The organism is Mycobacterium sp. SMC-4 (assembly GCF_025263265.1).
Taxonomy (GTDB): Bacteria; Actinomycetota; Actinomycetes; order Mycobacteriales; family Mycobacteriaceae; genus Mycobacterium.
On sequence record NZ_CP079869.1, the window covers coordinates 3,105,470 to 3,125,961 of the forward strand.

The window sequence follows — 20,492 nt, forward strand, 5'->3', positions numbered from 1 at the left end:
TCGAGCCGAGCGCTGTCATGGTTGCGCACGTGTCGGAGTCTGCGTGGCAGGATCGACACGTGCGCAACCCGACAAGCGGCCGCCCGCGCCTCGAGCGCCGCAAGCGTCCGGGCGCCACCGCCCGCGACGAAGTCCTCGACGCGGCAGCCGAACTGTTCACCACGCTGGGCGTGGCGGCGACCTCGACACGTCAGATCGCCGAGGCGGTCGGGATCCGCCAAGCCTCGCTGTATCACCATTTCCGCACCAAGGACGACATCCTGGCCGCGCTGCTCAGCGGAACAGTCATCTCGTCGCTGACGGCGGCTCAGCGGCTGCGGGCACGACCCGAGCCGCCGGCGGTGTTGCTGCGCGCATTGACCCTGCTGGACTGCCGATTGCTCTGGGAGAGTCCGTGGAATGTCGGTATTCTCTACCTGCTGCCCGAGGTGCGCAGTCCGCGGTTCATCGAATTCCATTCTCAGCGAACCGAATTACGTGACTCCTATCGCGACCTGGCGCACCGGGTGATCACCGGCCTGGGCCCGCCGCCGACCGGCTCACTGGACATCACGATGGACGAAGACGTGGTGTTCCGCCTCGTCGAGACGCTGCCGAACCTCAGGGCTGACGGACTCGGCGGCTCCGATCAGCCTCAGCGCACCGCCGATCTCGCCGTCCACGCCTTGGGGTGGCGTGGGGACTGGACGACGTTGCGGGCCGCGTCACTCGCCGTCATCGACGAGCTCACCGTCGCGGCGCCCTGACCCGATCTCGGTCCGCCCGCCGCTCTCATCCTCGGTGACGGCGTCGACTGCGCCCACCTGATCGGCCAGTTCCAGACCGGCACCCGCATAGACGTTGAAGGCGATGTCGACTCCGTTGTCCTTGGCCCACTGCACCTCGTCGTCGTATCTGGCCACCGAAGCCACCTTGCCGCTGAAGCCGGACTCGCGAAGGCATTCCAGCGCACTGACATTGGAGCCGTGCCGGGGCGTGGCCAACACCGCCATTCGCACCGAATCGGAGCGCCGCAGCCGGTTCCAGAAATCCAGGTCGGTGGCGTCTCCTTCGACCACCCGAAGTCCGTTGTCGGCATGTCGCCCGATCAGCGCGGCGTCGTAGTCGACGCCGATCACCCGCAACCCGTAGTGCTCGGTAAGGCGTTGATAGGCAGCCGCACCGACCCGACCCATCCCGATCACCACCACCTCGGCATCGCCGGCATCGACGGGACGTTCCTCGGGGTGCAGTCTGTGCTCGTCCTGCGCCGGCAGCCGCGTCGCGATCTTCTCCACCATCAGATGGCCGCGTCCGTTGACCAACGCTGCGGCGATGAAGCTCAACGCCACCGCAATCGACATCTCGACCAACCATGCCTCGGCCAGCAGTCCGACCGAGACCCCGACCGACACCACGATCAGCCCGAACTCGGAGTAGTTCATCAAGCTCAGCCCGGCCAGTATCGCGGTGCGGTACCGCAACCGCATCAGCGACAACAGCACGACGTACCAGATCGCCTTGAAAGGCAGCAGCAGCAACATCACCACTGCGACCGTGAGGGTCGGGAGATCTGGTAGCCCGGTCAGGCCGATGGACACGAAAAAGCCCACCAGGAGCAGTTCTTTGATGTGGAACAACGAGCGGGCCAGTTCGGCGGAGGCCGGATGCGATGCCAGCAGCACACCGACGATCAGCGCACCGAGATCACCCTTGAGCCCGACCGCGGTGAACAGCGCGTAGCCGGGAACCAAGGCCATCACGATTCCGAACAACGACTGCATCTCGCCATGACCCAGGCGACTCCAGATCTTGCGCACCGCCCAGGTCAGCGGCCACAAGCCGACCAGCGCCAGCGCCCACGGACTGGGCAGGTGGCCGCTGGTGGCGGTCAGGAAGACCACCGCCACGATGTCCTGCAACACCAAGATGCCGATCGCGATGCGGCCGTAGAGCGAATGTGACTCGCCCCGCTCTTCGAGAACTTTGACGACGAAGACCGTGCTGGAAAACGACATGGCGAAGGCGAGCAGCGCGATCGTTCGCACACTCTGTCCTGACAGCATGCTCAACCCGGCCACCGCGGCCAACCACAGCGCCGCCCCGCCGAGGACGACACTGATCGCCATGTGGGCCGACGTGGTCAGCCACACCTCGCGGCGCAACAGGATGCGCACGTCGAGCTTGAGACCGATAGCAAAGAGCAACAGGGTGACGCCCAGGTCCGCCAACACGTCGAGTTGCGGCATCTCTTCGACGTCGATGGCGTTGAGAACGAACCCCGCAGCCAGGAAACCGACCAGCGGCGGAAGACGCAACGCCAGGGCGAGCCCGCCCAGCCCGAACGTGATGACGAGATAGATGGCGACGACTGTCGCGGTCACTGCTCCCCCGTTTCCAGGCCGTCGGCGGCTCCGTAGAAGTGTCGCCTAGATCTTGGTGGTCATCTACTCGTATCCACACGATCACTACAGTGCGGTCATGAGTCTCGTCACTTATGAGCTTCGCGACCATATCGCGACGATCACCCTCAACCGACCGGAGGCGCGCAACGCGATCAACGGTGCCGTGCGCGCGGAGTTGAACGCCGCCTGGGACCAGTTTCGCGACGACGAAGATGCCTGGGTCGGCATTTTGACGGCCAACGGCAGCGTGTTCTGTGCCGGTGGTGATCTCCGCGACGGCGAGGGTGTCGTCGGCACGTTCGGCGGCACCTTCTGGGAAAAGCCGACCATCAATAGTTTCGAGAGCGGGATGGAGCTCTTCAAGCCGACCATCGCCGCTGTTCAGGGCCCGTGTATCGGTTACGGTCTGACCGGAGTGTTGTTCTGCGACTTCGTGATTGCCAGCACTGAAGCCACCTTCTCGTTCCCGGAGGTGACGCTGGGCACCCCGACCATCGTCGGGGCCATTCGGCTTCCTCCGCGGATCGGCTGGGCCAATGCCATGGAATTGTTGTTGACCGGCAAGCCGATGAGCGCCGAGCGGGCCAAGGAGGTGGGCCTGGTCTGGCGACTGGTGGAGCCCGACGCGCTGCAGGCAGCCGCCTGGGAGTGGGCCAAGACGCTCACCGAAGCAGCTCCGCTGGCACAACGCGCCACCAAGGAGGTTGCCTGGCGGACCGCCGACATGGGCTGGATCGAGTCGGTGCGCTTCGGTGAAACCATGCGCAAGGTTGTCGGAGCCACCGAGGATGTCATCGAGGGAATCCGGGCGTGGCAGCAGAAGCGCACACCGGACTGGCGGGGCCGCTGACGCGCAGTTCTGGGCGCGCCGCTCAGCGCGCCAGCACCACGGCAACCATCGTTACGCCGAAGACGGCTGCCGGCGCAATCATGCCCGCGCAGAATCCGGTCCCGAACCGCCGACCCCCGGCGACGAACGCCAGTACCGCCTTGACCAGCAGATTGGATCCCAGCGCGGCGGCAATGGCGACCAGGGCGGTGTCGACGGTGATGTCGTGACGGGCGGCCAGACTCGCCGCAGCCATCGAACCGGCGTGAGCGTCGGCCAAACCTGCCGCCGCCGCCGCGAGCACCGATCCCTGTGCCCCCAGCATGTCGGAGCCCCACCGGCCGACGAGCAGCGCCAGGGTCAATACCGCGGCCAGCACCAGGGCGGGATACAACGCGAACGGAGGACCGGCGGGCATGGTCGCCTCCACACGGTCACCCTCGGCGGCACGGTCGTGAAGACCGCCGCTGCGGTAGACCACGGCCACCACCGCTGCCTGTACCACCGCGGCCGCGACAACCGGAAGCCACAGGCGGCCGAGCACGTCAGGGCTGACCACACCGATGACCAGCAGTAGTTGGAGAAACGTCGCAAGGCTGGCCACCAGGGCCGCGGCCAGCGGTGCTCGCATACTCCTGGCCGTCCGGCAGAGCCGCCCCATCGACGCCGTCGTCGCCGAGGCCGAGATGAACCCGCCGGCCAGCCCGGTGACCAGCAGGCCGCGTTGGGGACCGAGCGCGCGCACACCGATGTAGCCGATCCAGCTGATGCCAGTCAGCAACACCACCAGCAGCCAGATCCTCGACGGGTTGAGCACACCGAAGGGCCCGAGCTCACGATCTGGCAGCAGCGGTAACACCACGAACGCCACGACCAGGAACTTGATGGCATCTTCGAGTTCGACCTCGCTGATGATGTCGCGGGCAAAATGGTGGATGCGGGCCTTGGACACCAGCAGAGCGGCGGCGACCACGGCCAGCGCCACCGCCAACCCCGGGCGGGTGTACGCGAGCGCGCCGAGCATGTAGGCGACGAGCGCGGCGATCGTGGTGGTGGTGCCGGGATCCTCGGAACTGGTACGAAAGTACGCCAACGCCATCACCGCCGCGACGCCGACGAGTCCGAACGCCACTGCCGCGCCACCAAAACTCGCAGCGACCGCACCCACGAGCGCCAGCAGTGCGAAGGACCGCGACCCGGCGGGTAATCGGGTGCTGCGGCTGCGTTCGCGCTCCAGCCCCAGCAGCAAGCCGATGGCCAGTGCTATCAGAAACGGCTCGATCAGCTGCCAGGTCACGACGCTCCTTACCTACGTCGAATAATCCTCGCTCAGCCAACGCGTCGGACGCATCCGAATCACGATCGAGGTGGATGTCAGGTTCTCGTCGGTGAACTGATCCCCGGCCTCGCGGCCGAGGTAGCGCACCGCGAGCGCGCGCACCACTTCGTCGTCGGCATCGGTGATTCCGGTGACCTCACCTTCGACGGTGACGAACCGGTATGGCGGCTGCTCGTCCTGCGCGGTGAGGGCGAACCGGCCCGCTGACCGAATCAACCTGTGCTTGAGCGATTCCGCTTCGGTCCACAAGAGCACCTCCTGCCCCGGTTGGTAGCCGTACCAGATCGGCACCGCCAACGGCGCCCGATTCTTGCGCTCGACGGCAATCACACCGACGTGGACATCGGCCAGGAAACGCTCGCGCTCGTCATTCGTCATCTTCGCCATGGTCGATGCAACCGCTGTGACTGCGGTCGCATTCCACCCCGACGGTTCAACCGCAGCGCTAGGACTGCTGGCTGCGGTTCCACTCCACCCAGCCGACCCCCGTGCGTCCGTCGGCGGTGGTCACCGTGCCCCAAGCGCGCGGAAACCGACTCAACCGGCCGTCATCTGATGTCAGCAGCACCGGCGCGTGACCGCGCACCTCGAAGGCCGCCACCAGATCACCTGGGGCACAGGTCAACTGCATCCGCACCGGTAGCTCACCGGCGAAGGTGCTCTCGGGACTGACCTTGTGCAGTTCGAGAAGGGGTCCGTCCGGAGTCTGCAGATACCCGACGCATAATGGCGGGATTCCGGGAATGCGGATCTCGACGCCGTGCTGGTGGGTGCCGTCATCGAGATGCAGTGCACTCCAGACCCAGTCCATGCTCCACCAGTCACGCGCAGCCCACGAATGGTCCCGCTGGCCGGCCACCTTGCTGAAGTCGTAGACGGAGCTATCGATGGAAACTGAACCTGTTACTTTGCAGGGGATCTCATAGCGAGGGGACACCCGATATCGGTACGGCCTACCGGCGGTGTGCCACGTCAGGTCCATGGCCACGTCGACGGCCCGGCCGGCTCCCCCGTCCAACAACTCCTCCGGATCGTCGAACGCCTGCCCCCGCCCACTGACCGTGACCCGAAAGGTCCGCAACGGCTCGACGACGTCGAACGCCAGCTCGATGCCCGCGGTGCGCGTCTGGGTGTGGTCGACCGGCAGCGGCGCCTTGAAGTCCAGTAGCGCGACGGTCGGCATATCCGGACCGCACAGCAGGGCATTGATCCATGCGTGCCCTTGATTGGGGATCAGCCCCAGCCGGATCCAGCCGCCGATGTTCTGTGCGGCGTCGACGAAATCGAAGTACCAGCTCTCACTCCAGAGGGTTTCGTCGGTCGGTTGATGTCGGCCTTCGTCGTGTGCGGTGGGTTGCAGCGGTTCGGATACCGTCGGTTCGGGAAGGATCGACAGGGCATCGGTGTCGAGGACATGCTGGCAGTGTCGTTCGATCATCGCCATGAACATCTCGTCGCCTCGCTCGGTACGCTCCACCAACATCGGCGACACGATGGACATCAGCACGCCGAAGAAGCTCTGCCGCCGGACACCGTCACGCACATCGTCGATCGTCACCCCCGAATCCGGGCCCAGCGCTTCGTGATACACACCCAGCAGTTCGTCGTACTGCTCTCGGCGGTGCGCGACCGGCAGCGCGCAGCCCAGGAAGTACGCGACATCGCTGAACGCCGGGCCCCACGTGACGGTCTGCCAGTCCAGTACCGTCAGTGGCTGCTCGGCGCCGGCTGTGCCGAACAACATGTTGTCGAGCCGGAAGTCGCCGTGCACGAGCCCGCGGGGCGCGTCGGAACTACTCTGCGTGTCCATATATTCGTCGAAGACTTCGACGAACCGCTCGCACACCGCGCGGTGCTCGTCGGAGATCCGATCTCGGTAGCGGTCGATGAACCCGGCGTACAGCGCGGCGACGAGGTCCTGGGTCACCGGCGATTCGCGGTTGATCCAGGCGGCGCCTTCGAGTGTGTCGTCGCCCAACAGTCGTCGGTGGATGTTGCCGACCTGCTGCAGAGCCAGGCGCGCCTGCTCTGGAGTGGCACCGCGGATCTCATCGCCGGCCACCGCCGGCGCGGCATCGGAGAGCACAAGATCGAATGCGCCGCTGTCCGGGTCGTAGGCCGCGTGGTAGCAGTGCGCCACCGCGCCATGGACCCTGGGCGCGATGTCAGTGTAGAACCGTACCTCGCGTTCATAGAGTCCCATCGAGGCACCGGTCTGGCGACTGCTGCCGTCCGGGGCGGCGATCTTGAGCACCACCGCCGCCGGACCGGTCTCGCCATCTGCGTAATGCAGGCCCACCCGGTAGCACTGGCTCATCTGACCGGTGCCGATGCGGTCCACGGTGTACCCCGTCACCGCGCCCTCGCCGATCACCGCGGTGAGCCACTCGGAGCTCAGATCGTCGACGGTTTCGATGAGCCGGGGAAGCAGCGAGGAAGACACCCGGCCAACGTATAGCACCGCCCGCACGCGCAAAGCCGATCTCGCGAAAAAGTTGACGCCCGTCAACAAGGTGGGCGACAGGTGTGTGACGACGGGTCTGCCGGGGTGATGGAGCGCGCAAAACGGGTATAGCGCGATCGTGAAAGTACTGATCACCGGAGGCACCGGGTTCGTCGGTGCATGGACCGCCAAGGCGGTACAGCAGGCCGGACACCAGGTCCGATTCCTCGTGCGCAACGCCGCCCGGCTTCAGGCCAGTGCCGCCTTCATCGGCGCCGACATCAGCGACCATGTCCTCGGCGACATCTCCGACGCCTCGTCGACCACGACCGCACTGAACGGCTGTGATGCCGTCATCCATTGTGCGGCAATGGTGTCCACCGACCCCGACCGCGCCGACGAGATGTTGCACACCAATCTCGAAGGTGCCCGCAACGTCCTGGGCGGCGCGGTGGCCGCCGGGCTGGACCCGATCGTGCATGTGTCGAGTTTTACCGCGCTGTTCCAGCCAGACCTCGACACTTTGCACGCCGACCTGCCCGTTGTCGGCGGCACCGACGGATACGGCCGGTCCAAGGCCGCCGTCGAGGCCTACGCGCGCGGGCTGCAGGACGCCGGCGCCCCGGTCACCATCACCTATCCCGGAATGGTTTTGGGTCCACCGGCCGGCGAACAGTTCGGGGAGGCCGCCGAGGGTGTCGAAGCATCGGTCAAGATGCGCGGTGTGCCCGGCCGCAGCGCCGCGTGGATCGTCATCGACGTCCGTGACCTGGCCGACCTGCACGTCGCACTGCTCGAACCCGGCCGCGGTCCGCGCCGTTATATGGCTGGCGGACAACGGGTTGCGGTCGGCGAGCTGGCCAAGACGATCGGCGCGGCAGCCGGACAGACGCTCTTTGTCTACCCGGTGCCTGATGTCGCGCTACGTAGCGCGGGTCGCATCATGGACCTGATCGGCGCCCATCTGCCCTTCGACACCCCCATCGACTCGGCGGCCATGCAGTATTACACCCAGATGCCCGCCTCCGACGACTCGCCCAGCCGGCGTGACCTCGGTGTGACGCAGCGCGACCCCGCCGAGACCATCGCCGACACCGTGACCGGGCTGCGGCGCCTCGGGCGTCTCTGACCCGCCGGGTTTACCGGCCCGTGCTGCGGGTAACGAAGATTCGATGAAGACTGAACCGGACGAGATCAGCAGTTCGCTGGTCGTCGAGCGGGACACCTCCGCTTCACGCCAGCAGGTCTGGGATGTGGTCGCCAACGGGTGGACCTATTCGCAGTGGGTGGTCGGCAACAGCCGGATGCGTGCCGTCGACCCAAACTGGCCCAAACCCGCGAGCACCATCCACCATTCGATCGGCATATGGCCCGCGTTGATCAACGACAGCACGGTAGTGGACTCCTGCGATCCCGGCCGAGAACTGGTACTGATCGCCAATGGGCGACCGTTCGGCAAGGCGCGCATCACGTTGAAGCTGCATGATCTCCCCGGCGGGGGCTGCCGTATCGAGATGTCCGAGATTCCGGTGACCGCACCGATGCGTTGGTTACCCCAGTCCGCGGCGCTGGCACTGGTGTACCCACGGAACCGAGAGACCACCTGGCGCCTCGCGGCGATGGCCGAGCGCCGGCCCGAGGCGGTGCCCTGAGGTCAGGGACGCCCCCGCTTGGGTGTCTGATCAGCCACTCCATGGCGTAGCGGCGTGCTGGCCTGCGCGGCGGTTTTCTGCTGCACCGGGGATCCGCCGGGTGTCGAATCCACGCCAGGGGCCCTGGCCGGGTTTCCCGGCGAAGGTTGAGCTCCTGCTTCGAGTTCGCGTTGGCGCGCTTCGAGGATCTCCAGGACCGGAACCCGAGCCGCATGGCCGGCCTCGTGGTTGAGCACCTCCCCGAGTTCCTCCGCGGTTAGGGACCGGATCTTGTGCTGCAGGTCCCCGATGGCGAGTTGGTCGTAGTCGGGTATCGGAAGTTCGTGCTGCTCTGACATGGCTGGTAGCTGCTCCCGTCCTATTCGACGACCTGGAAGAAGGGATCGCCGTCCTCAGGCGCGCCGCCGACCTGACCCTGGTGGCTGCCCGGATCGACGGCCTCGGAATCCGGAACGGCGTTGTCACTGTCGGCGGCGGTGTCGACGCCATGGCCTGGGTCGACACCATCGGCTGAGACGTCCGGCACCTCTTCGGCCAGCCGCTCGTCGAGCGTGTCACCCTGACGCTGCTCCTCGGAGGACATGCCGTACTTGTCCGCGCCGCTCCAATCCTCGGGAGGATCGACAACCTCGTCGCCGTCGGCGTTGCGGATGTCGTCGGGGTCCGTCGACTCCATCGGGCTGAGCATGTCCTCGGCCCCGCCCAGGTCGTTGGCGGTAGTGCCGCCCACATCATCGGTGCTCATGGTCATCTCCTTCGTTGGGGCGAACTTCGTAGGGAGCCATAGCCGTCGCGGCCGACAGCGAAACCCCTCAGTCGGTGCGCCGCTTGCGCGACAGACGCAGGACGACCCCTGCCAGAACGAGCCACGGCGCGGCGACGACCAACGGATCCATCCACAGATGCTTGACATCTGTGCGTCCGCGCCCGACTCGGGACCGCACTCCGCCGCGGGTGAACTCGGCCTTGAGTCCAAGCTCACCGATCACGTTGTCGGGCTTGCCTTTCAACAGCGCCGCGACACGCTGCTCGGCGACGTCGATGCGGTCGGCATACAGCAGGGATTGACGTTGTGACAGTTGGAGTACAGTCCTCGCGCGCAGAAGTAGCAAGACCCGCAGAATATGTTGAACGGCACCATGACCCGATCCCCGGAGCTGAGGTTCTGCACCGAGGATCCGACCTCGTGCACGACGCCGATGAACTCGTGGCCGAACGTGTGGCCGACCCTGGTATCGGGCATCAGACCGTGGTACAGGTGCAGATCCGAGCCGCAGATTGCTGCGCGCTGCACCCGCAGGACCGCATCATTGGGATGCTCAATCTGCGGAATGTCTTTCTCCTCGACCCGAACCCGGTACGGGCCGCGATATGCCATGGCCTTCACTACCGCTCTCCTGCCGTTGCGAACGTATCTCGACCAGTGGGGGCGGGGCGGGGCGTCATGCCGCCCCCAGCCGACGCCCCGCCCCTATTCATGGCGAGCTGCTCACGTCTTGTCCGGGTCGATGGCGTCCTTGAGCTTGCCTACGACGCCCTTCTCGGTTCCGAACGCCGGTGTACGCGGTTCGCCCATGTTCCCGTCGTAGGTGACGTAGAGCTTGGGGTCCGGCGGGGGGCCCGACTGCAGATCACCGAGCGGTTGCGGATCAGCGAGAAACTTGCCCATATGGCGACCGTCTTTGAGCGGTCCATGTGCCCAGCGACCTTTGTCGGCGTCGGCGCCATCGGACAGATGCCACAGGGTGCTGGCGTGCTCGTCGAACTCCTCGTCGAACAGGTCGTCGGGTGCCACCACACCTTCCAGACCGTCGGCCTGCAGTTCCTCGATCGCGGCCAGCCACATGTTCTGGTGGTAGGTGTCGCGAGCCAGGTTGAATTTCAACATCGCCTTGACACCGGGGTCATCGGTCATATGCCACAGCCGGGCGGTCTGCACTCGCCCTTGAGCTTCGGCGGCGACATTGGCATAGAAGTCGGCCAGCAGATTTCCTGAGGCGACGATGAACTTGCCGTTCCATGGGGACCCCTGGCTGTCGGACAACGTGGGGGCGCCACCGGAGATGATTGCCTGTTGCGGATCCATGCCACCCATCACCGCGGCCACCACCGGATCACCGAGCGCGTTCTGGGTGGCATCGGTGGCCGGGGCGCCCTCCAGCAGCCGGGCGCACATGGTGGCGATCATCTCGACGTGGCCCATCTCCTCGGTGGCCACGTCCATGATCAGGTCCTTGTACTTCCCCTTCATCCGGCAGTTCCAGCCCTGCATCAGGTATTGCATGGTGACGGTCATCTCGCCGAACGCACCGCCGAGCAGCTCTTGAAGCTTGCGCGCATAAATCGGGTCCGGCTTTTCCGGTTTGGCGTCGAATTGCATGTAATCGGTGTGACGGAACATCTTGTTCTCCCCTTCGCGGGCACGAGTACGGATAGACCGGCTGCCCGGGTGCATCTGCTCAGCGGCCCGACACGCTCCCAAATACCCGAGCACAGCGCGCTAAACCAGATCGGGGGGCAGTTTTTCCGCTGCCTGCTGGGCGCCGCTTAGACTCGGGCGATGCACGCATTCCGGCAGGCGGTCGAGGCTCGTGACCCGGCCGCCATCGAAGCACTGTTGGCCCAGGACGTGGTGTTCACCAGCCCGGTCGCTTTCAAGCCCTACTCGGGTAAGCCGATGACCGCGGCGATTCTGCGCGCCGTCATGCGGGTCTTCGAGGACTTCCGCTACCTACGCGAGATCGGCGATCCGAACGGTCGCGACCACGCTCTGGTCTTCGAGGCGACCGTGGCGGGCAAGAAGCTCACCGGCTGCGACTTCCTGCACGTCGACGACGACGGCCTCATCGACGATTTCATGGTGATGGTGCGGCCACTCTCGGCAGCCACCGCGCTGGCCGAGGCGATGGGGGCACAATTCGAGCGCATCCAGCGCGAGGCCGCCCAGCCTCAGGACTGAATGAACTCCAGCAGGTCGGCGTTGATCACCTCGGCGTGGGTGGTCGGCATCCCGTGCGGAAAACCGTTGTACGTCTTGAGTGTCCCGTTGGGCAGAAGTTTCGCCGACAACGGTGCGGAAGCCGCGTAAGGCACCACCTGATCATCGTCGCCGTGCATGACCAGCACCGGAATCTGAATCCTCTTCAGGTCATCAGTGAAGTCGGTCTGCGAGAACGCGACCACCCCGTCGTAATGCGCCTTTGCGCCGCCCATCATGCCCTGCCGCCACCAGTTCGCGATGAAGCCCTCGACGGGCTCGACACCCTCGCGGTTGAAACCGTAGAACGGGCCCTCCGGGACGGCACGGTAGAACGCGGCGCGACGGGTCGCGACCTGCGTCTGAAAATCGTCGAACACCGCCTTCGGTGTCCCCTCGGGGTTCGAGTCAGTCCGGACCATCAGGGGCGGGACCGCCGCGATCAGCACGGCCTTGGACGCGCGCTCGGCGCCGTGGCGGGCCAGGTAACGCACCACCTCTCCGCCACCGGTGGAGTGACCGATGTGCACGGCGTCATGTAGATCGAGGTGCTCGACGACTGCGGCCAGGTCGTTGGCGTAATGGTCCATGTCATGCCCACCGGCGACCTGCGCGGAGCGCCCGTGCCCACGCCGGTCGTGTGCCACCACGCGATATCCCCGCTCCAGGAAGAACATCAGCTGGGCGTCCCAGTCATCGGAGGACAGCGGCCAACCGTGACTGAACACCAGCGGCCGACCCGACCCCCAATCTTTGTAGAAGATTTCGACACCGTCGCTGGTCAGCACGGTCGGCATGGCGCCCTCCTCGTCGCTCCACCGAGAAACCTACACCGCCGCGTGCCGACCCGCGCGCCGAAAATCCGCTACTCGTAATTGATGTCACCGGGACCGAAATTGCGTGCGGAGAAGTCGATCTGGGCGGCCGGATTGGCGATCGCCGTGATCATTCCGGCGCCGAACGGACCCAGGTGATCGAACAGAGTGGCCGTGCCGACGGCGATCCCCTCTGCGGCTTGATGACCGTCGGCCTGGATGCCGACCCATTCGTCGACAGGCAGCCGGGACAGCGCCACGGTCAGATCACCGTTGATGTAACCAATCCCGGCCGTCCCGAGGTTGGTGACCAGGCTGGTCGCTTCGGCCACCATCGCTGCGCGAACAAACCCCGAGTTGACCTCGCCGGCAACCACGCTGATGCCGTCGTTGAAGAACCGCTTACGCGAGGCGTTCTGGTGTTCGGCCGGTGAGCGCGTCCAGCCCACATCGTCACTGCCGACGTAGGGCAGAACCGTCGCATCCGGTGGAGGCGGGGTCGGGAAGGTCGCCGCGTCGTGCCAGAGATCGCCCGCCGGGGCCGCCGAGCGGCGGTACCGCACCAGCGTCGCCCGCGCTACGACGTCGCCGCGCTGCAGGACGTCGCAGTGCGCGCTGCGGATGCGGCGGCCGGCCCGTACCACGGTGACGTCGAGGACGGTGTGGGTGTTGCGCGCCGCGCGCAGCAGATCGACCGTCAGCCGGGTCGGCCGGAAATCTCCGTCAACACACTCTTGCTCGAGCGCCCTCGCGGCCAAGCCCACCACGGCCGGACCGTTGAGGTGATCCGGGCCCCAGTGACTTTGCGCGTAGCGGGTCGGCAGAAAGCCGCCGTCGGCGCATGTGAAATGGGCTGCGTACTCCCCGTCAGGCGTTTCGGCCACCGTTGACTCCCAGGATCTGCCCGATGAAACCGGCTTCGTCGGAGACCAGGAATGCGCGCTGCGCGCTCCCTCACCTGCCCGACCATTACTCGACGAGGGTAAAGCAGGCCCATGGCGCGATCGTCGAGGCGGGCGGGAGTCAGCGGTTGAGCTGCCAGATGCGCGTCGACAATGCGGTCGCAAAGGCACACCACAACGGATATGGGGCGAGCACCGCGCCCGCGGCAGGGTTTGCCTCCGCCGCTCGGCGCGCCAGATCGGCACTGCTCACCGCCAGCAACCCGGCAGCCACCGCCGAGGTCCCGAGCCACCGCCGGTTGAAGAACAGCCACGACCAACTCGCGTTGAGCACCAGATTCGCTGCCAGAGCCCGGGTGTAGGCGGCCGCCTTCTCGTTCTGGCCGCGCTCGTCGAGGGTGTCGATCGTCGCCGCCGACACCGCAGCGATGTCGGCGTAGAGGATGGGCCAGACAATGGGAAAAGCCTGCCGCGGAGGTTGAAATCCGGGCTTGCGCAGCCGCGCGTACCACAGCGATTGCGAGTCCTTGCTGGCGAGCCCACCCACCACCGCAGTTGCCAGAGCCGCAGCGCCAGTCTTGGCCAGTGTCGATATGCGCATGGATCACTTCATACCCGCAACGGCAACGGTTGCATCGATTTCGTCGGCCAGACCCCCGGACGCATAATCGGACAGAACCGAAGATGGGCTAACGATCGGAGTGGGCGTGGGCGATGGCAGGACCGCTCGCGTCGACCGTCCGACGCCGGTCACCGACCGCGGCGGGCGGGTGCTGGTCGCCGGGCTGAGCGTTGTCGTCCTGACCGTGGCGATCTTGCAGACCGCCGTGGTCCCGGTGCTCGGCGTGATTGCCGAGCAGATCGGGACGTCGATGGTCGCGGTGAGCTGGGCGGTCACGGCGAACCTGCTGGCGGCCGCCGCGGCGACGCCACTGATCGGACGCCTGGCCGATCTGTACCGCAAGAAGCGGGTTCTGCTGGCGGTGCTGATCGTGGTGCTGATCGGTTCGGTGCTCGCCGCCACCACAACGTCGTTGCCACTGTTGATCATCGCGCGCGTGCTGCAGGCCGCGTCGTTCGCGCTCTATCCGATCAGCATCGCCATCCTGCGCGAAGAGCTGCGCCCCGACCGGATCGTGCCGGCGATGGCCGTGCTCTCGGGGACGCTGGGATTCGGCGGCGGAGTCGGACTGGTCGTGGTGGGACTCCTGATGGCCGGCCAGGCCGACTATCACCGGGTGTTTTGGTTGACCACCGTCTTCACGGTCGTTGTCCTGACGCTCGTGGTGTTCATCGTGCCAGACCGTGCCCGCACCACACGCGGGTCGATCGACTGGGTTGGCGCCCTGGGTCTGGCGGTCGGGCTGTCGGCGGTACTGCTGGCCGTCACGCAGGGCACCACCTGGGGTTGGGCCTCACCGCGGACCATCGGCAGCTTCGTCGCTGGCCTCGCCGTCCTCGTCGGCTGGTGGCAGTGGGAACGTCGCTGCGCCAGACCGCTGGTCTCCACCCACATGCTCGCGCGGCGTACCATGCTGTTCACCAACCTCGCGACGATATTCGTCGGGATGGGGCTGTATTTCGCGTTCCTCGGTCTCACCCAATTCGTCCAGATGTCTCCCGAGACCGCCGGTTACGGCTTCGGCGCGTCGGTGCTGCAGGCCAGCGTGATCTACCTGCTTCCGGGTGCAGTCACGGGCTTTCTCATCGCGTTGGTCAGCGGTCGGTTCATCGACCGGTTCGGAGCGCGCCCGGTACTGATCGTCGCCGCGTTCGCCGGTGTCGCCGGTTTCCTGCTGATCGCATTCGCACACGCATCGCCATGGCAGGTGATCCTGGCCAACATCCTGGCCAACGCCTACATCAGTCTGGGATACGGCGCCCTTCCTGCGCTGGTGGTCAACGAGAGCCAGGCCGGTGAGACCGGGGTAGCCACCGGAATGAACGCGATCGCGCGCACCGTCGGCAGCTCTACCGCCGCTGCGGTCGTCGCCTTGCTCCTCGGTCGCACCACCGAAACGGGAATGCCCGCCGAGAGCAGTTTCGTGCTGATCTTCGGCCTCGGTGCGATCACCGCCGTGCTCGTGATGGGTCTGATCGCCGCGTCGAAGTCACCCACACCGGATCCACGGCGACCGACCTCGCATGAGGCGCGCTTCGAATCCCGGGCGATGAACCACGAGTGGGGCTGATCCCGGACTGCCGACGTCTCAGTGCAGTGCGGCCAGGTTTCGCACCGACCGGTCCACGTCACCCCGGATGACACGCGCCACCACTCCGCCGACCGGGGTGGACAGCAACCCGCCGGTCAGTTCGGCCATCACCTTGAACGCCGACCCTTTCGGTTCCGACGGCTCCACCTGCATCGACAACGCGATGCAGACACTTCCGCGGCCCTTACCGACCAGCTCGATCTCCTTGGGCTCGTCGTAGCGAGTCACCCGCCAGTGGATGACATTGCGAAATCCCTTGACCTTGATCAGTGACGAGACCTGGGTGTCGACGTCGATCTCGGCAGGCACGTCACTCTTCCAGCCACCGAAGATGGTCAACCATTCGTCAAAGCGCCTCAGATCGGAGGCCAGCTCCCATGCGCGCTCGGGACTGAGGGACGACGATACCGATACGTCAACTATGGCCATGGTGGTGCACTACCCGCGCACATCGCCGGTGTAAACGGCCGCGCGCAGTGACGCCGACTGAGAATATTTGTCCACCAGTGATCATGTGTCGGGCTCGGGGCCGGCCCGGCGATGACGTGCTGTCCGCCCGACACACGGAATATCGCACGCATATGCGGAATCTACGAAGGATTCCATTGTGGAATTGTAAATTCGTTACGGAATCGCTTGCGTGAGGCGGCGTGATCCGCGAAGGTTTATCCACAGCCGCACGGCTGAACCCGAGGAGGACCTGTCCTGACCGGCACACACACCACCGCTGTAGACCACACGGCGGATCCGCAGACCACCCGTAGCTCGGGAGGTCCGGTCATCGAGATCGACCACGTCACGAAACGGTTCGGTGACTACATCGCCGTCGCCGACGCGGATTTCTCCATCGCGCAGGGAGAGTTCTTCTCGATGCTGGGGCCGTCGGGCTGCGGCAAGACCACGACGCTGCGAATGATCGCCGGGTTCGAGACACCAACCGAGGGCGCCATCCGTCTGGAGGGCGTCGACGTGTCGAAGACGCCGCCGAACAAGCGCAATGTCAACACCGTCTTCCAGCACTACGCACTGTTCCCCCACATGACGGTGTGGGACAACGTCGCCTACGGACCGCGCAGCCGCAAGAAGACCGCCAAATTGGATGCTGTCGAGGTACGGAAGCGGGTCGACGACCTCCTCGAGATCGTGCGTCTGACCGAGTTCGCCGGACGCAAGCCCGCGCAACTGTCCGGGGGCCAGCAGCAGCGTGTGGCGTTGGCGCGTGCGTTGGTCAACTACCCGAGTGCGCTGCTGCTCGACGAACCGCTGGGCGCGCTGGACCTCAAGCTGCGCCATCTGATGCAGTTCGAGCTCAAGCGCATTCAACGCGAGATCGGCATCACCTTCATCTATGTCACCCACGACCAGGAGGAAGCGCTGACGATGAGTGACCGCATCGCGGTCATGAACGCCGGCAACGTCGAACAGATCGGCAGCCCGACCGAGATCTATGACCGGCCCGCGACGGTGTTCGTCGCATCCTTCATCGGGCAGGCCAACCTGTGGGCCGGCCGACAGACCGGTCGCGCCAACCGCGACTTCGTCGAGGTTGATGTCCTCGGCTCGACCCTGAAGGCCCGCCCAGGAGACACCACCATCGAGTCGGGCGGGCACGCAACCCTCATGGTGCGTCCGGAACGGGTTCGTATCTCGATGGACGCGCCGAGCGCCGAACTGGCCGGTGTGCGCGCCACCGTCGCCGACCTGACCTTCCAGGGCCCGGTTCTGCGCTTGTCGCTGGCAGCGCCGGACGACTCGACGGTCATCGCGCACGTCGGACCGGAACAGGATCTGCCGCTGCTGCGCCCCGGAGACGAGGTGTTCGCCAGTTGGGCTCCTGACGCGTCTTTGGTCCTGCCCGGAGCAGACATTCCAACCACCGAGGACCTCGAGGAAATGCTCGACGACGCCTGACCCATCGCCATTGCCCCATTCCGCCTCCCGAGAGCCGACGAAAGGCACGCTTGCCATGTCCCGCGAAATCGATCCACGTCTGCTGGCCCGCCTGACCGCCAGCCGCACCTCCCGCCGTCGTTTCCTGGGCGGAAGCGTCGCCGCAGCAGCAGGTCTGACGCTCGGCTCCTCGCTGTTGACCGCCTGCGGATCCGACAGCGGCACCCCGGGTCCCACCACAGATGACGGTGGGCCGGCCAGCGGAACCCTGCGGGTGTCGAACTGGCCGCTCTACATGGCCGACGGATTCGTCGCCGCCTTCCAGACCGCGTCGGGCATCACCGTCGACTACAAGGAAGATTTCAACGACAACGAGCAGTGGTTCGCCAAGGTCAAGGAACCGCTGGCCCGCAAGCAGGACATCGGCGCCGACCTGGTGGTGCCGACCGAGTTCATGGCCGTCCGACTCAATCAGCTCGGCTGGCTCAACGAGATCAGTGAAGACGGGGTCCCGAACAAGACGAATCTGCGGCCCGATCTTCTTGATGCCAGCGTGGACCCTGGTAGGAAGGTCACCGCGCCCTACATGTCCGGTTTGGTCGGCCTGGCCTACAACCGGGCAGCCACCGGCCGCGATATCCGCACCATCGATGACCTGTGGGATCCCGCGTTCCGGGGCCGCGTCAGCTTGTTCTCCGATGTTCAAGACGGACTCGGGATGATCATGCTGTCCCAGGGCAATTCGCCGGAAGACCCGACCAGCGACGCCATCCGGCAGGCGGTGGACCTGGTTCGCGAGCAGAATGATCGCGGACAGATCCGCCGGTTCACCGGCAACGATTACAGCTCCGACCTCACCGCGGGCAATATCGCAGTGGCACAGGCGTATTCGGGCGACATCGTGCAGTTGCAGGCCGACAACCCCGACCTGCAATTCGTCGTTCCCGAGTCCGGCGGCACCACGTTCCTCGACACGATGGTGATTCCGTACACCACCCAGAACCAGCGGGCCGCCGAGGCGTGGATCGACTACGTCTACGACCGCGAGAACTACGCCAAACTGGTGGCCTTCACCCAATTCGTACCGGTGCTTTCGGACATGACCGAAGAGCTCGAAAAGGTCGACCCGGCCGCGGCGGCCAACCCGCTGATCAATCCGCCCGCCGACGTCCTGGAGCGGTCGAAGAGCTGGGCGGCTCTGACTGACGAGCAGACGCAGGAGTACAACACCGCGTACGCCGCTGTCACGGGCGGCTGACCGTGCCACTGCGCACGCGTGGGGGTACCTCCCGCCCGGAGGGGAGGAGGAAAGCATAGATGGCAGGTGTCGCCAGCAGCAGTCGCCAGCGGAGCAAGCTCGCTCCGTACCTGATGGTTCTACCCGCGCTCGTCTACCTGGCGGTCTTTTTCGTCGTGCCGTTCTTCACCCTGGCGCGTATCTCGTTGTCGGAGACCGCCGGATCGGTGTTCATGCCGACGCTGACGTTCGCATGGGACTTCGGCAACTACACCGACGCGTTCAGCACCTATCGCGACCAGATCCTGCGGTCGTTCGGGTACGCCTTCGCCGCCACCGTGTTGTGTCTACTGCTGGCGTTTCCGCTGGCCTACGTCATAGCGTTCAAGGCCGGTCGATACAAAAACCTGATCCTCGGCCTGGTCATCCTGCCGTTCTTCGTCACGTTCCTGATCCGCACGATCGCCTGGAAGACCATCTTGGCCGACGAGGGTTGGGTGGTCAGCGCATTGGGCGCGATCGGGTTGCTTCCCGCTGAAGGGCGACTGCTGTCAACGAGTTGGGCGGTGATCGGCGGGCTGACCTACAACTGGATCATCTTCATGATCCTGCCGCTGTATGTCAGCCTGGAGAAGATCGATCCACGGCTGATCGAGGCGTCGAAAGATCTGTACTCCTCGGCGCCGCGCAGCTTCGTCAAGGTGATCCTGCCGCTGGCGATGCCGGGTGTGCTCGCCGGCAGCCTGCTGGTATTCATCCCTGCCGTCGGGGATTTCATCAACGCCGACTATCTGGGCAGTACCCAGACGACCATGATCGGCAATGTCATCCAGAAGCAGTTCCTGGTGGTCAAGGACTACCCGGCCGCGGCGGCGCTGAGCCTGGTGTTGATGTTGACGATTCTGGCCGGCGTCCTGCTCTATACACGGGCCCTGGGTACGGAGGATTTGGTATGACCACCCAGGCCGGTGCGGCGATTGCCACGGCCGCACAGCAGACACCTCGATCCAGGAAAATCCGGGCCCGCCGCAACTGGAGTGACCTCATGCTGCGGGTTGTAGCTGGACTGGTGCTGCTCTATCTGTTCCTGCCGATCTTCGTCATCATCCTGTTCTCGTTCAACAAGCCGGTCGGCAAGTTCAACTACACGTGGCAGGGCTTCACGCTGGAGAACTGGGCCGACCCGTTCAAGTACCCCGCATTGACCGAGGCCCTCAAGCTCAGCCTCAACGTCGCGGCGGTCTCCACCGGCATCGCGCTGGTGCTGGGCACGCTGGTGGCGATCGCCCTGGTGCGTCAGCGATGGCGTGGACGACGCGCCGTCGACACCTTTTTGATCCTGCCGCTGACCGCGCCCGAAGTGGTGATGGGCGCTGCGCTGCTGACCCTGTTCCTCGACTTCGGCTGGGCGGCCGGATACACCACGATCGTATTGGCGCACATCGCCTTTGAAGTCAGCTTCATCGCGATGACAGTGCGCGCCCGGGTCCGCGGATTCGACTGGACCCTCGAAGACGCGTCGCTGGACCTCGGTGCCGGCCCGGTCCGCACGTTCTTCAAGGTGACACTGCCGCTGATCGTGCCGGGAATCGTCGCGGCAGCCATGCTGTCGTTCGCGCTGTCGCTCGACGACTTCATCATCACCTACTTCGTCAGCGGATCGACGGTGACCTATCCCCTGTACGTCAATGCCGCGGTCAAAGCCGCGGTTCCGCCGCAAATCAACGTGCTGGCCACGGCGATTCTGCTGGTCAGTCTGCTGCTGCTGGTCGTCGGCACGTTGTGGCGACGCAAACGGTTCCAGAGCTGAC

General features: G+C 65.5%; 22 protein-coding genes and 2 pseudogenes. 10 read left to right on the forward strand and 14 right to left on the reverse strand.

Going from position 1 to position 20,492, the window contains the following annotated elements; genetic code table 11:
* Window positions 1-17: 17 nt before the first annotated feature.
* On the forward strand, window positions 18-746 hold the full coding sequence (locus KXD98_RS14775; RefSeq protein ID WP_260759132.1) for a TetR/AcrR family transcriptional regulator: 729 nt from the start codon (window positions 18-20) through the stop codon (window positions 744-746).
* Here KXD98_RS14775 and KXD98_RS14780 read toward each other — a convergent pair.
* Window positions 705-2,363 carry a cation:proton antiporter family protein gene (locus tag KXD98_RS14780; protein WP_260759133.1) on the reverse strand — a complete coding sequence of 553 codons (1,659 nt, stop codon included), beginning with the start codon at window positions 2,361-2,363 and terminating at the stop codon, window positions 705-707. The genes KXD98_RS14775 and KXD98_RS14780 overlap by 42 nt on opposite strands.
* 97 nt (window positions 2,364-2,460) lie before the next feature.
* On the opposite strand from KXD98_RS14780, the gene KXD98_RS14785 reads away from it, so the two are divergent.
* Window positions 2,461-3,234 (forward strand): enoyl-CoA hydratase/isomerase family protein, encoded by a 774-nt coding sequence (locus KXD98_RS14785; RefSeq protein WP_260759134.1) that lies wholly within the window; start codon window positions 2,461-2,463, stop codon window positions 3,232-3,234.
* A 22-nt stretch (window positions 3,235-3,256) separates the two neighbouring features.
* Here the strand turns inward: KXD98_RS14785 and KXD98_RS14790 are convergent, their stop codons facing one another.
* Genes KXD98_RS14790 through KXD98_RS14800 form a run of 3 tightly spaced genes read right to left on the reverse strand, consistent with a single transcriptional unit; the run spans window position 3,257 to window position 6,995 of the window.
* A complete protein-coding gene (locus KXD98_RS14790) occupies window positions 3,257-4,510 on the reverse strand; it encodes a DUF4010 domain-containing protein (RefSeq protein WP_260759135.1) in 1,254 nt (417 codons plus the stop codon).
* A 12-nt stretch (window positions 4,511-4,522) separates the two neighbouring features.
* Window positions 4,523-4,939 carry a pyridoxamine 5'-phosphate oxidase family protein gene (locus tag KXD98_RS14795; protein ID WP_260759136.1) on the reverse strand — a complete coding sequence of 139 codons (417 nt, stop codon included), beginning with the start codon at window positions 4,937-4,939 and terminating at the stop codon, window positions 4,523-4,525.
* Between the two features lie 58 nt (window positions 4,940-4,997).
* Entirely contained in the window at window positions 4,998-6,995 is a 1,998-nt protein-coding gene (locus tag KXD98_RS14800; RefSeq protein ID WP_260759137.1) for an ecdysteroid 22-kinase family protein, read from the reverse strand.
* Window positions 6,996-7,134: 139 nt separating this feature from the next.
* Here KXD98_RS14800 and KXD98_RS14805 point away from each other — a divergent pair, with 139 nt between their 5' ends.
* On the forward strand, window positions 7,135-8,124 hold the full coding sequence (locus KXD98_RS14805; protein WP_260759138.1) for an SDR family NAD(P)-dependent oxidoreductase: 990 nt from the start codon (window positions 7,135-7,137) through the stop codon (window positions 8,122-8,124).
* Window positions 8,125-8,167: 43 nt separating this feature from the next.
* Window positions 8,168-8,647, forward strand: coding sequence for an SRPBCC family protein (locus tag KXD98_RS14810; protein ID WP_260759139.1), 480 nt, complete (start codon window positions 8,168-8,170; stop codon window positions 8,645-8,647).
* A 2-nt stretch (window positions 8,648-8,649) separates the two neighbouring features.
* Here KXD98_RS14810 and KXD98_RS14815 read toward each other — a convergent pair whose 3' ends face one another.
* The 5 genes and pseudogenes from KXD98_RS14815 to KXD98_RS14835 all read right to left on the reverse strand — a co-directional run bounded on the left by KXD98_RS14815 (window position 8,650) and on the right by KXD98_RS14835 (window position 11,048).
* Window positions 8,650-8,985 carry a hypothetical protein gene (locus KXD98_RS14815; protein WP_260759140.1) on the reverse strand — a complete coding sequence of 112 codons (336 nt, stop codon included), beginning with the start codon at window positions 8,983-8,985 and terminating at the stop codon, window positions 8,650-8,652.
* A 20-nt stretch (window positions 8,986-9,005) separates the two neighbouring features.
* A complete protein-coding gene (locus KXD98_RS14820; RefSeq protein ID WP_260759141.1) occupies window positions 9,006-9,392 on the reverse strand; it encodes a hypothetical protein in 387 nt (128 codons plus the stop codon).
* A gap of 67 nt (window positions 9,393-9,459) precedes the next feature.
* Complete coding sequence (locus KXD98_RS14825) at window positions 9,460-9,657, reverse strand: hypothetical protein (protein WP_260759142.1); 198 nt, start codon at window positions 9,655-9,657, stop codon at window positions 9,460-9,462.
* Between the two features lie 50 nt (window positions 9,658-9,707).
* Window positions 9,708-10,034 (reverse strand): annotated as a pseudogene (locus tag KXD98_RS14830) (alcohol dehydrogenase catalytic domain-containing protein); the annotation flags it as partial.
* Window positions 10,035-10,136: 102 nt separating this feature from the next.
* Window positions 10,137-11,048, reverse strand: coding sequence for a manganese catalase family protein (locus tag KXD98_RS14835; RefSeq protein ID WP_260759143.1), 912 nt, complete (start codon window positions 11,046-11,048; stop codon window positions 10,137-10,139).
* Between the two features lie 159 nt (window positions 11,049-11,207).
* On the opposite strand from KXD98_RS14835, the gene KXD98_RS14840 reads away from it, so the two are divergent.
* Window positions 11,208-11,606, forward strand: a complete 399-nt coding sequence (locus tag KXD98_RS14840) for a nuclear transport factor 2 family protein (protein ID WP_260759144.1) — start codon at window positions 11,208-11,210, stop codon at window positions 11,604-11,606.
* Here the strand turns inward: KXD98_RS14840 and KXD98_RS14845 are convergent.
* The 4 genes and pseudogenes from KXD98_RS14845 to KXD98_RS14855 form a co-directional block, all read right to left on the reverse strand.
* The gene (locus tag KXD98_RS14845) at window positions 11,597-12,421 is read right to left on the reverse strand and encodes an alpha/beta fold hydrolase (RefSeq protein WP_260759145.1); all 825 of its coding nucleotides are present in this window, start codon (window positions 12,419-12,421) and stop codon (window positions 11,597-11,599) included. The genes KXD98_RS14840 and KXD98_RS14845 overlap by 10 nt on opposite strands.
* A 68-nt stretch (window positions 12,422-12,489) precedes the next feature.
* Window positions 12,490-13,323: a thioesterase family protein gene (locus KXD98_RS14850; protein WP_260759146.1), complete on the reverse strand. Its 834-nt coding sequence runs from the start codon at window positions 13,321-13,323 to the stop codon at window positions 12,490-12,492.
* Window positions 13,307-13,390 (reverse strand): annotated as a pseudogene (locus tag KXD98_RS28555) (short-chain dehydrogenase); the annotation flags it as partial. The gene KXD98_RS14850 and the pseudogene KXD98_RS28555, both read right to left, overlap by 17 nt.
* A 72-nt stretch (window positions 13,391-13,462) precedes the next feature.
* Window positions 13,463-13,942 (reverse strand): TspO/MBR family protein, encoded by a 480-nt coding sequence (locus KXD98_RS14855; RefSeq protein ID WP_260759147.1) that lies wholly within the window; start codon window positions 13,940-13,942, stop codon window positions 13,463-13,465.
* A gap of 106 nt (window positions 13,943-14,048) precedes the next feature.
* Between KXD98_RS14855 and KXD98_RS14860 the strand changes: the two genes are divergently transcribed.
* Entirely contained in the window at window positions 14,049-15,533 is a 1,485-nt protein-coding gene (locus KXD98_RS14860) for an MFS transporter (RefSeq protein WP_396881331.1), read from the forward strand.
* A gap of 18 nt (window positions 15,534-15,551) precedes the next feature.
* On the opposite strand, the gene KXD98_RS14865 is transcribed toward KXD98_RS14860, so the two are convergent.
* Window positions 15,552-15,983: an SRPBCC family protein gene (locus KXD98_RS14865; protein ID WP_260759148.1), complete on the reverse strand. Its 432-nt coding sequence runs from the start codon at window positions 15,981-15,983 to the stop codon at window positions 15,552-15,554.
* A gap of 441 nt (window positions 15,984-16,424) precedes the next feature.
* On the opposite strand from KXD98_RS14865, the gene KXD98_RS14870 reads away from it, so the two are divergent.
* Genes KXD98_RS14870 through KXD98_RS14885 form a run of 4 tightly spaced genes read left to right on the forward strand, consistent with a single transcriptional unit; the run spans window position 16,425 to window position 20,491 of the window.
* A complete protein-coding gene (locus tag KXD98_RS14870; RefSeq protein ID WP_260759149.1) occupies window positions 16,425-17,465 on the forward strand; it encodes an ABC transporter ATP-binding protein in 1,041 nt (346 codons plus the stop codon).
* 55 nt (window positions 17,466-17,520) lie between these two features.
* The gene (locus KXD98_RS14875; protein ID WP_260759150.1) at window positions 17,521-18,702 is read left to right on the forward strand and encodes a spermidine/putrescine ABC transporter substrate-binding protein; all 1,182 of its coding nucleotides are present in this window, start codon (window positions 17,521-17,523) and stop codon (window positions 18,700-18,702) included.
* A 59-nt stretch (window positions 18,703-18,761) separates the two neighbouring features.
* Window positions 18,762-19,637: an ABC transporter permease gene (locus KXD98_RS14880; protein WP_260759151.1), complete on the forward strand. Its 876-nt coding sequence runs from the start codon at window positions 18,762-18,764 to the stop codon at window positions 19,635-19,637.
* Entirely contained in the window at window positions 19,634-20,491 is an 858-nt protein-coding gene (locus KXD98_RS14885) for an ABC transporter permease (protein WP_260759152.1), read from the forward strand. Before KXD98_RS14880 ends, KXD98_RS14885 begins: the two co-directional genes overlap by 4 nt.
* The last annotated feature ends 1 nt before the right edge of the window (window position 20,492 follow it).

Coding starts and splice junctions, on each gene's coding strand:
- KXD98_RS14810 (WP_260759139.1), top strand. CDS start 8,168: ATGAAGACTGAACCGGACGAGATCAGCAGTTCGCTGGTCGTCGAGCGG.
- KXD98_RS14820 (WP_260759141.1), bottom strand. CDS start 9,392: ATGAGCACCGATGATGTGGGCGGCACTACCGCCAACGACCTGGGCGGG.
- KXD98_RS14815 (WP_260759140.1), bottom strand. CDS start 8,985: ATGTCAGAGCAGCACGAACTTCCGATACCCGACTACGACCAACTCGCC.
- KXD98_RS14875 (WP_260759150.1), top strand. CDS start 17,521: ATGTCCCGCGAAATCGATCCACGTCTGCTGGCCCGCCTGACCGCCAGC.
- KXD98_RS14865 (WP_260759148.1), bottom strand. CDS start 15,983: ATGGCCATAGTTGACGTATCGGTATCGTCGTCCCTCAGTCCCGAGCGC.
- KXD98_RS14835 (WP_260759143.1), bottom strand. CDS start 11,048: ATGTTCCGTCACACCGATTACATGCAATTCGACGCCAAACCGGAAAAG.
- KXD98_RS14885 (WP_260759152.1), top strand. CDS start 19,634: ATGACCACCCAGGCCGGTGCGGCGATTGCCACGGCCGCACAGCAGACA.
- KXD98_RS14795 (WP_260759136.1), bottom strand. CDS start 4,939: ATGGCGAAGATGACGAATGACGAGCGCGAGCGTTTCCTGGCCGATGTC.
- KXD98_RS14775 (WP_260759132.1), top strand. CDS start 18: ATGGTTGCGCACGTGTCGGAGTCTGCGTGGCAGGATCGACACGTGCGC.
- KXD98_RS14855 (WP_260759147.1), bottom strand. CDS start 13,942: ATGCGCATATCGACACTGGCCAAGACTGGCGCTGCGGCTCTGGCAACT.
- KXD98_RS14870 (WP_260759149.1), top strand. CDS start 16,425: ATGCTGGGGCCGTCGGGCTGCGGCAAGACCACGACGCTGCGAATGATC.
- KXD98_RS14845 (WP_260759145.1), bottom strand. CDS start 12,421: ATGCCGACCGTGCTGACCAGCGACGGTGTCGAAATCTTCTACAAAGAT.
- KXD98_RS14840 (WP_260759144.1), top strand. CDS start 11,208: ATGCACGCATTCCGGCAGGCGGTCGAGGCTCGTGACCCGGCCGCCATC.
- KXD98_RS14785 (WP_260759134.1), top strand. CDS start 2,461: ATGAGTCTCGTCACTTATGAGCTTCGCGACCATATCGCGACGATCACC.
- KXD98_RS14880 (WP_260759151.1), top strand. CDS start 18,762: ATGGCAGGTGTCGCCAGCAGCAGTCGCCAGCGGAGCAAGCTCGCTCCG.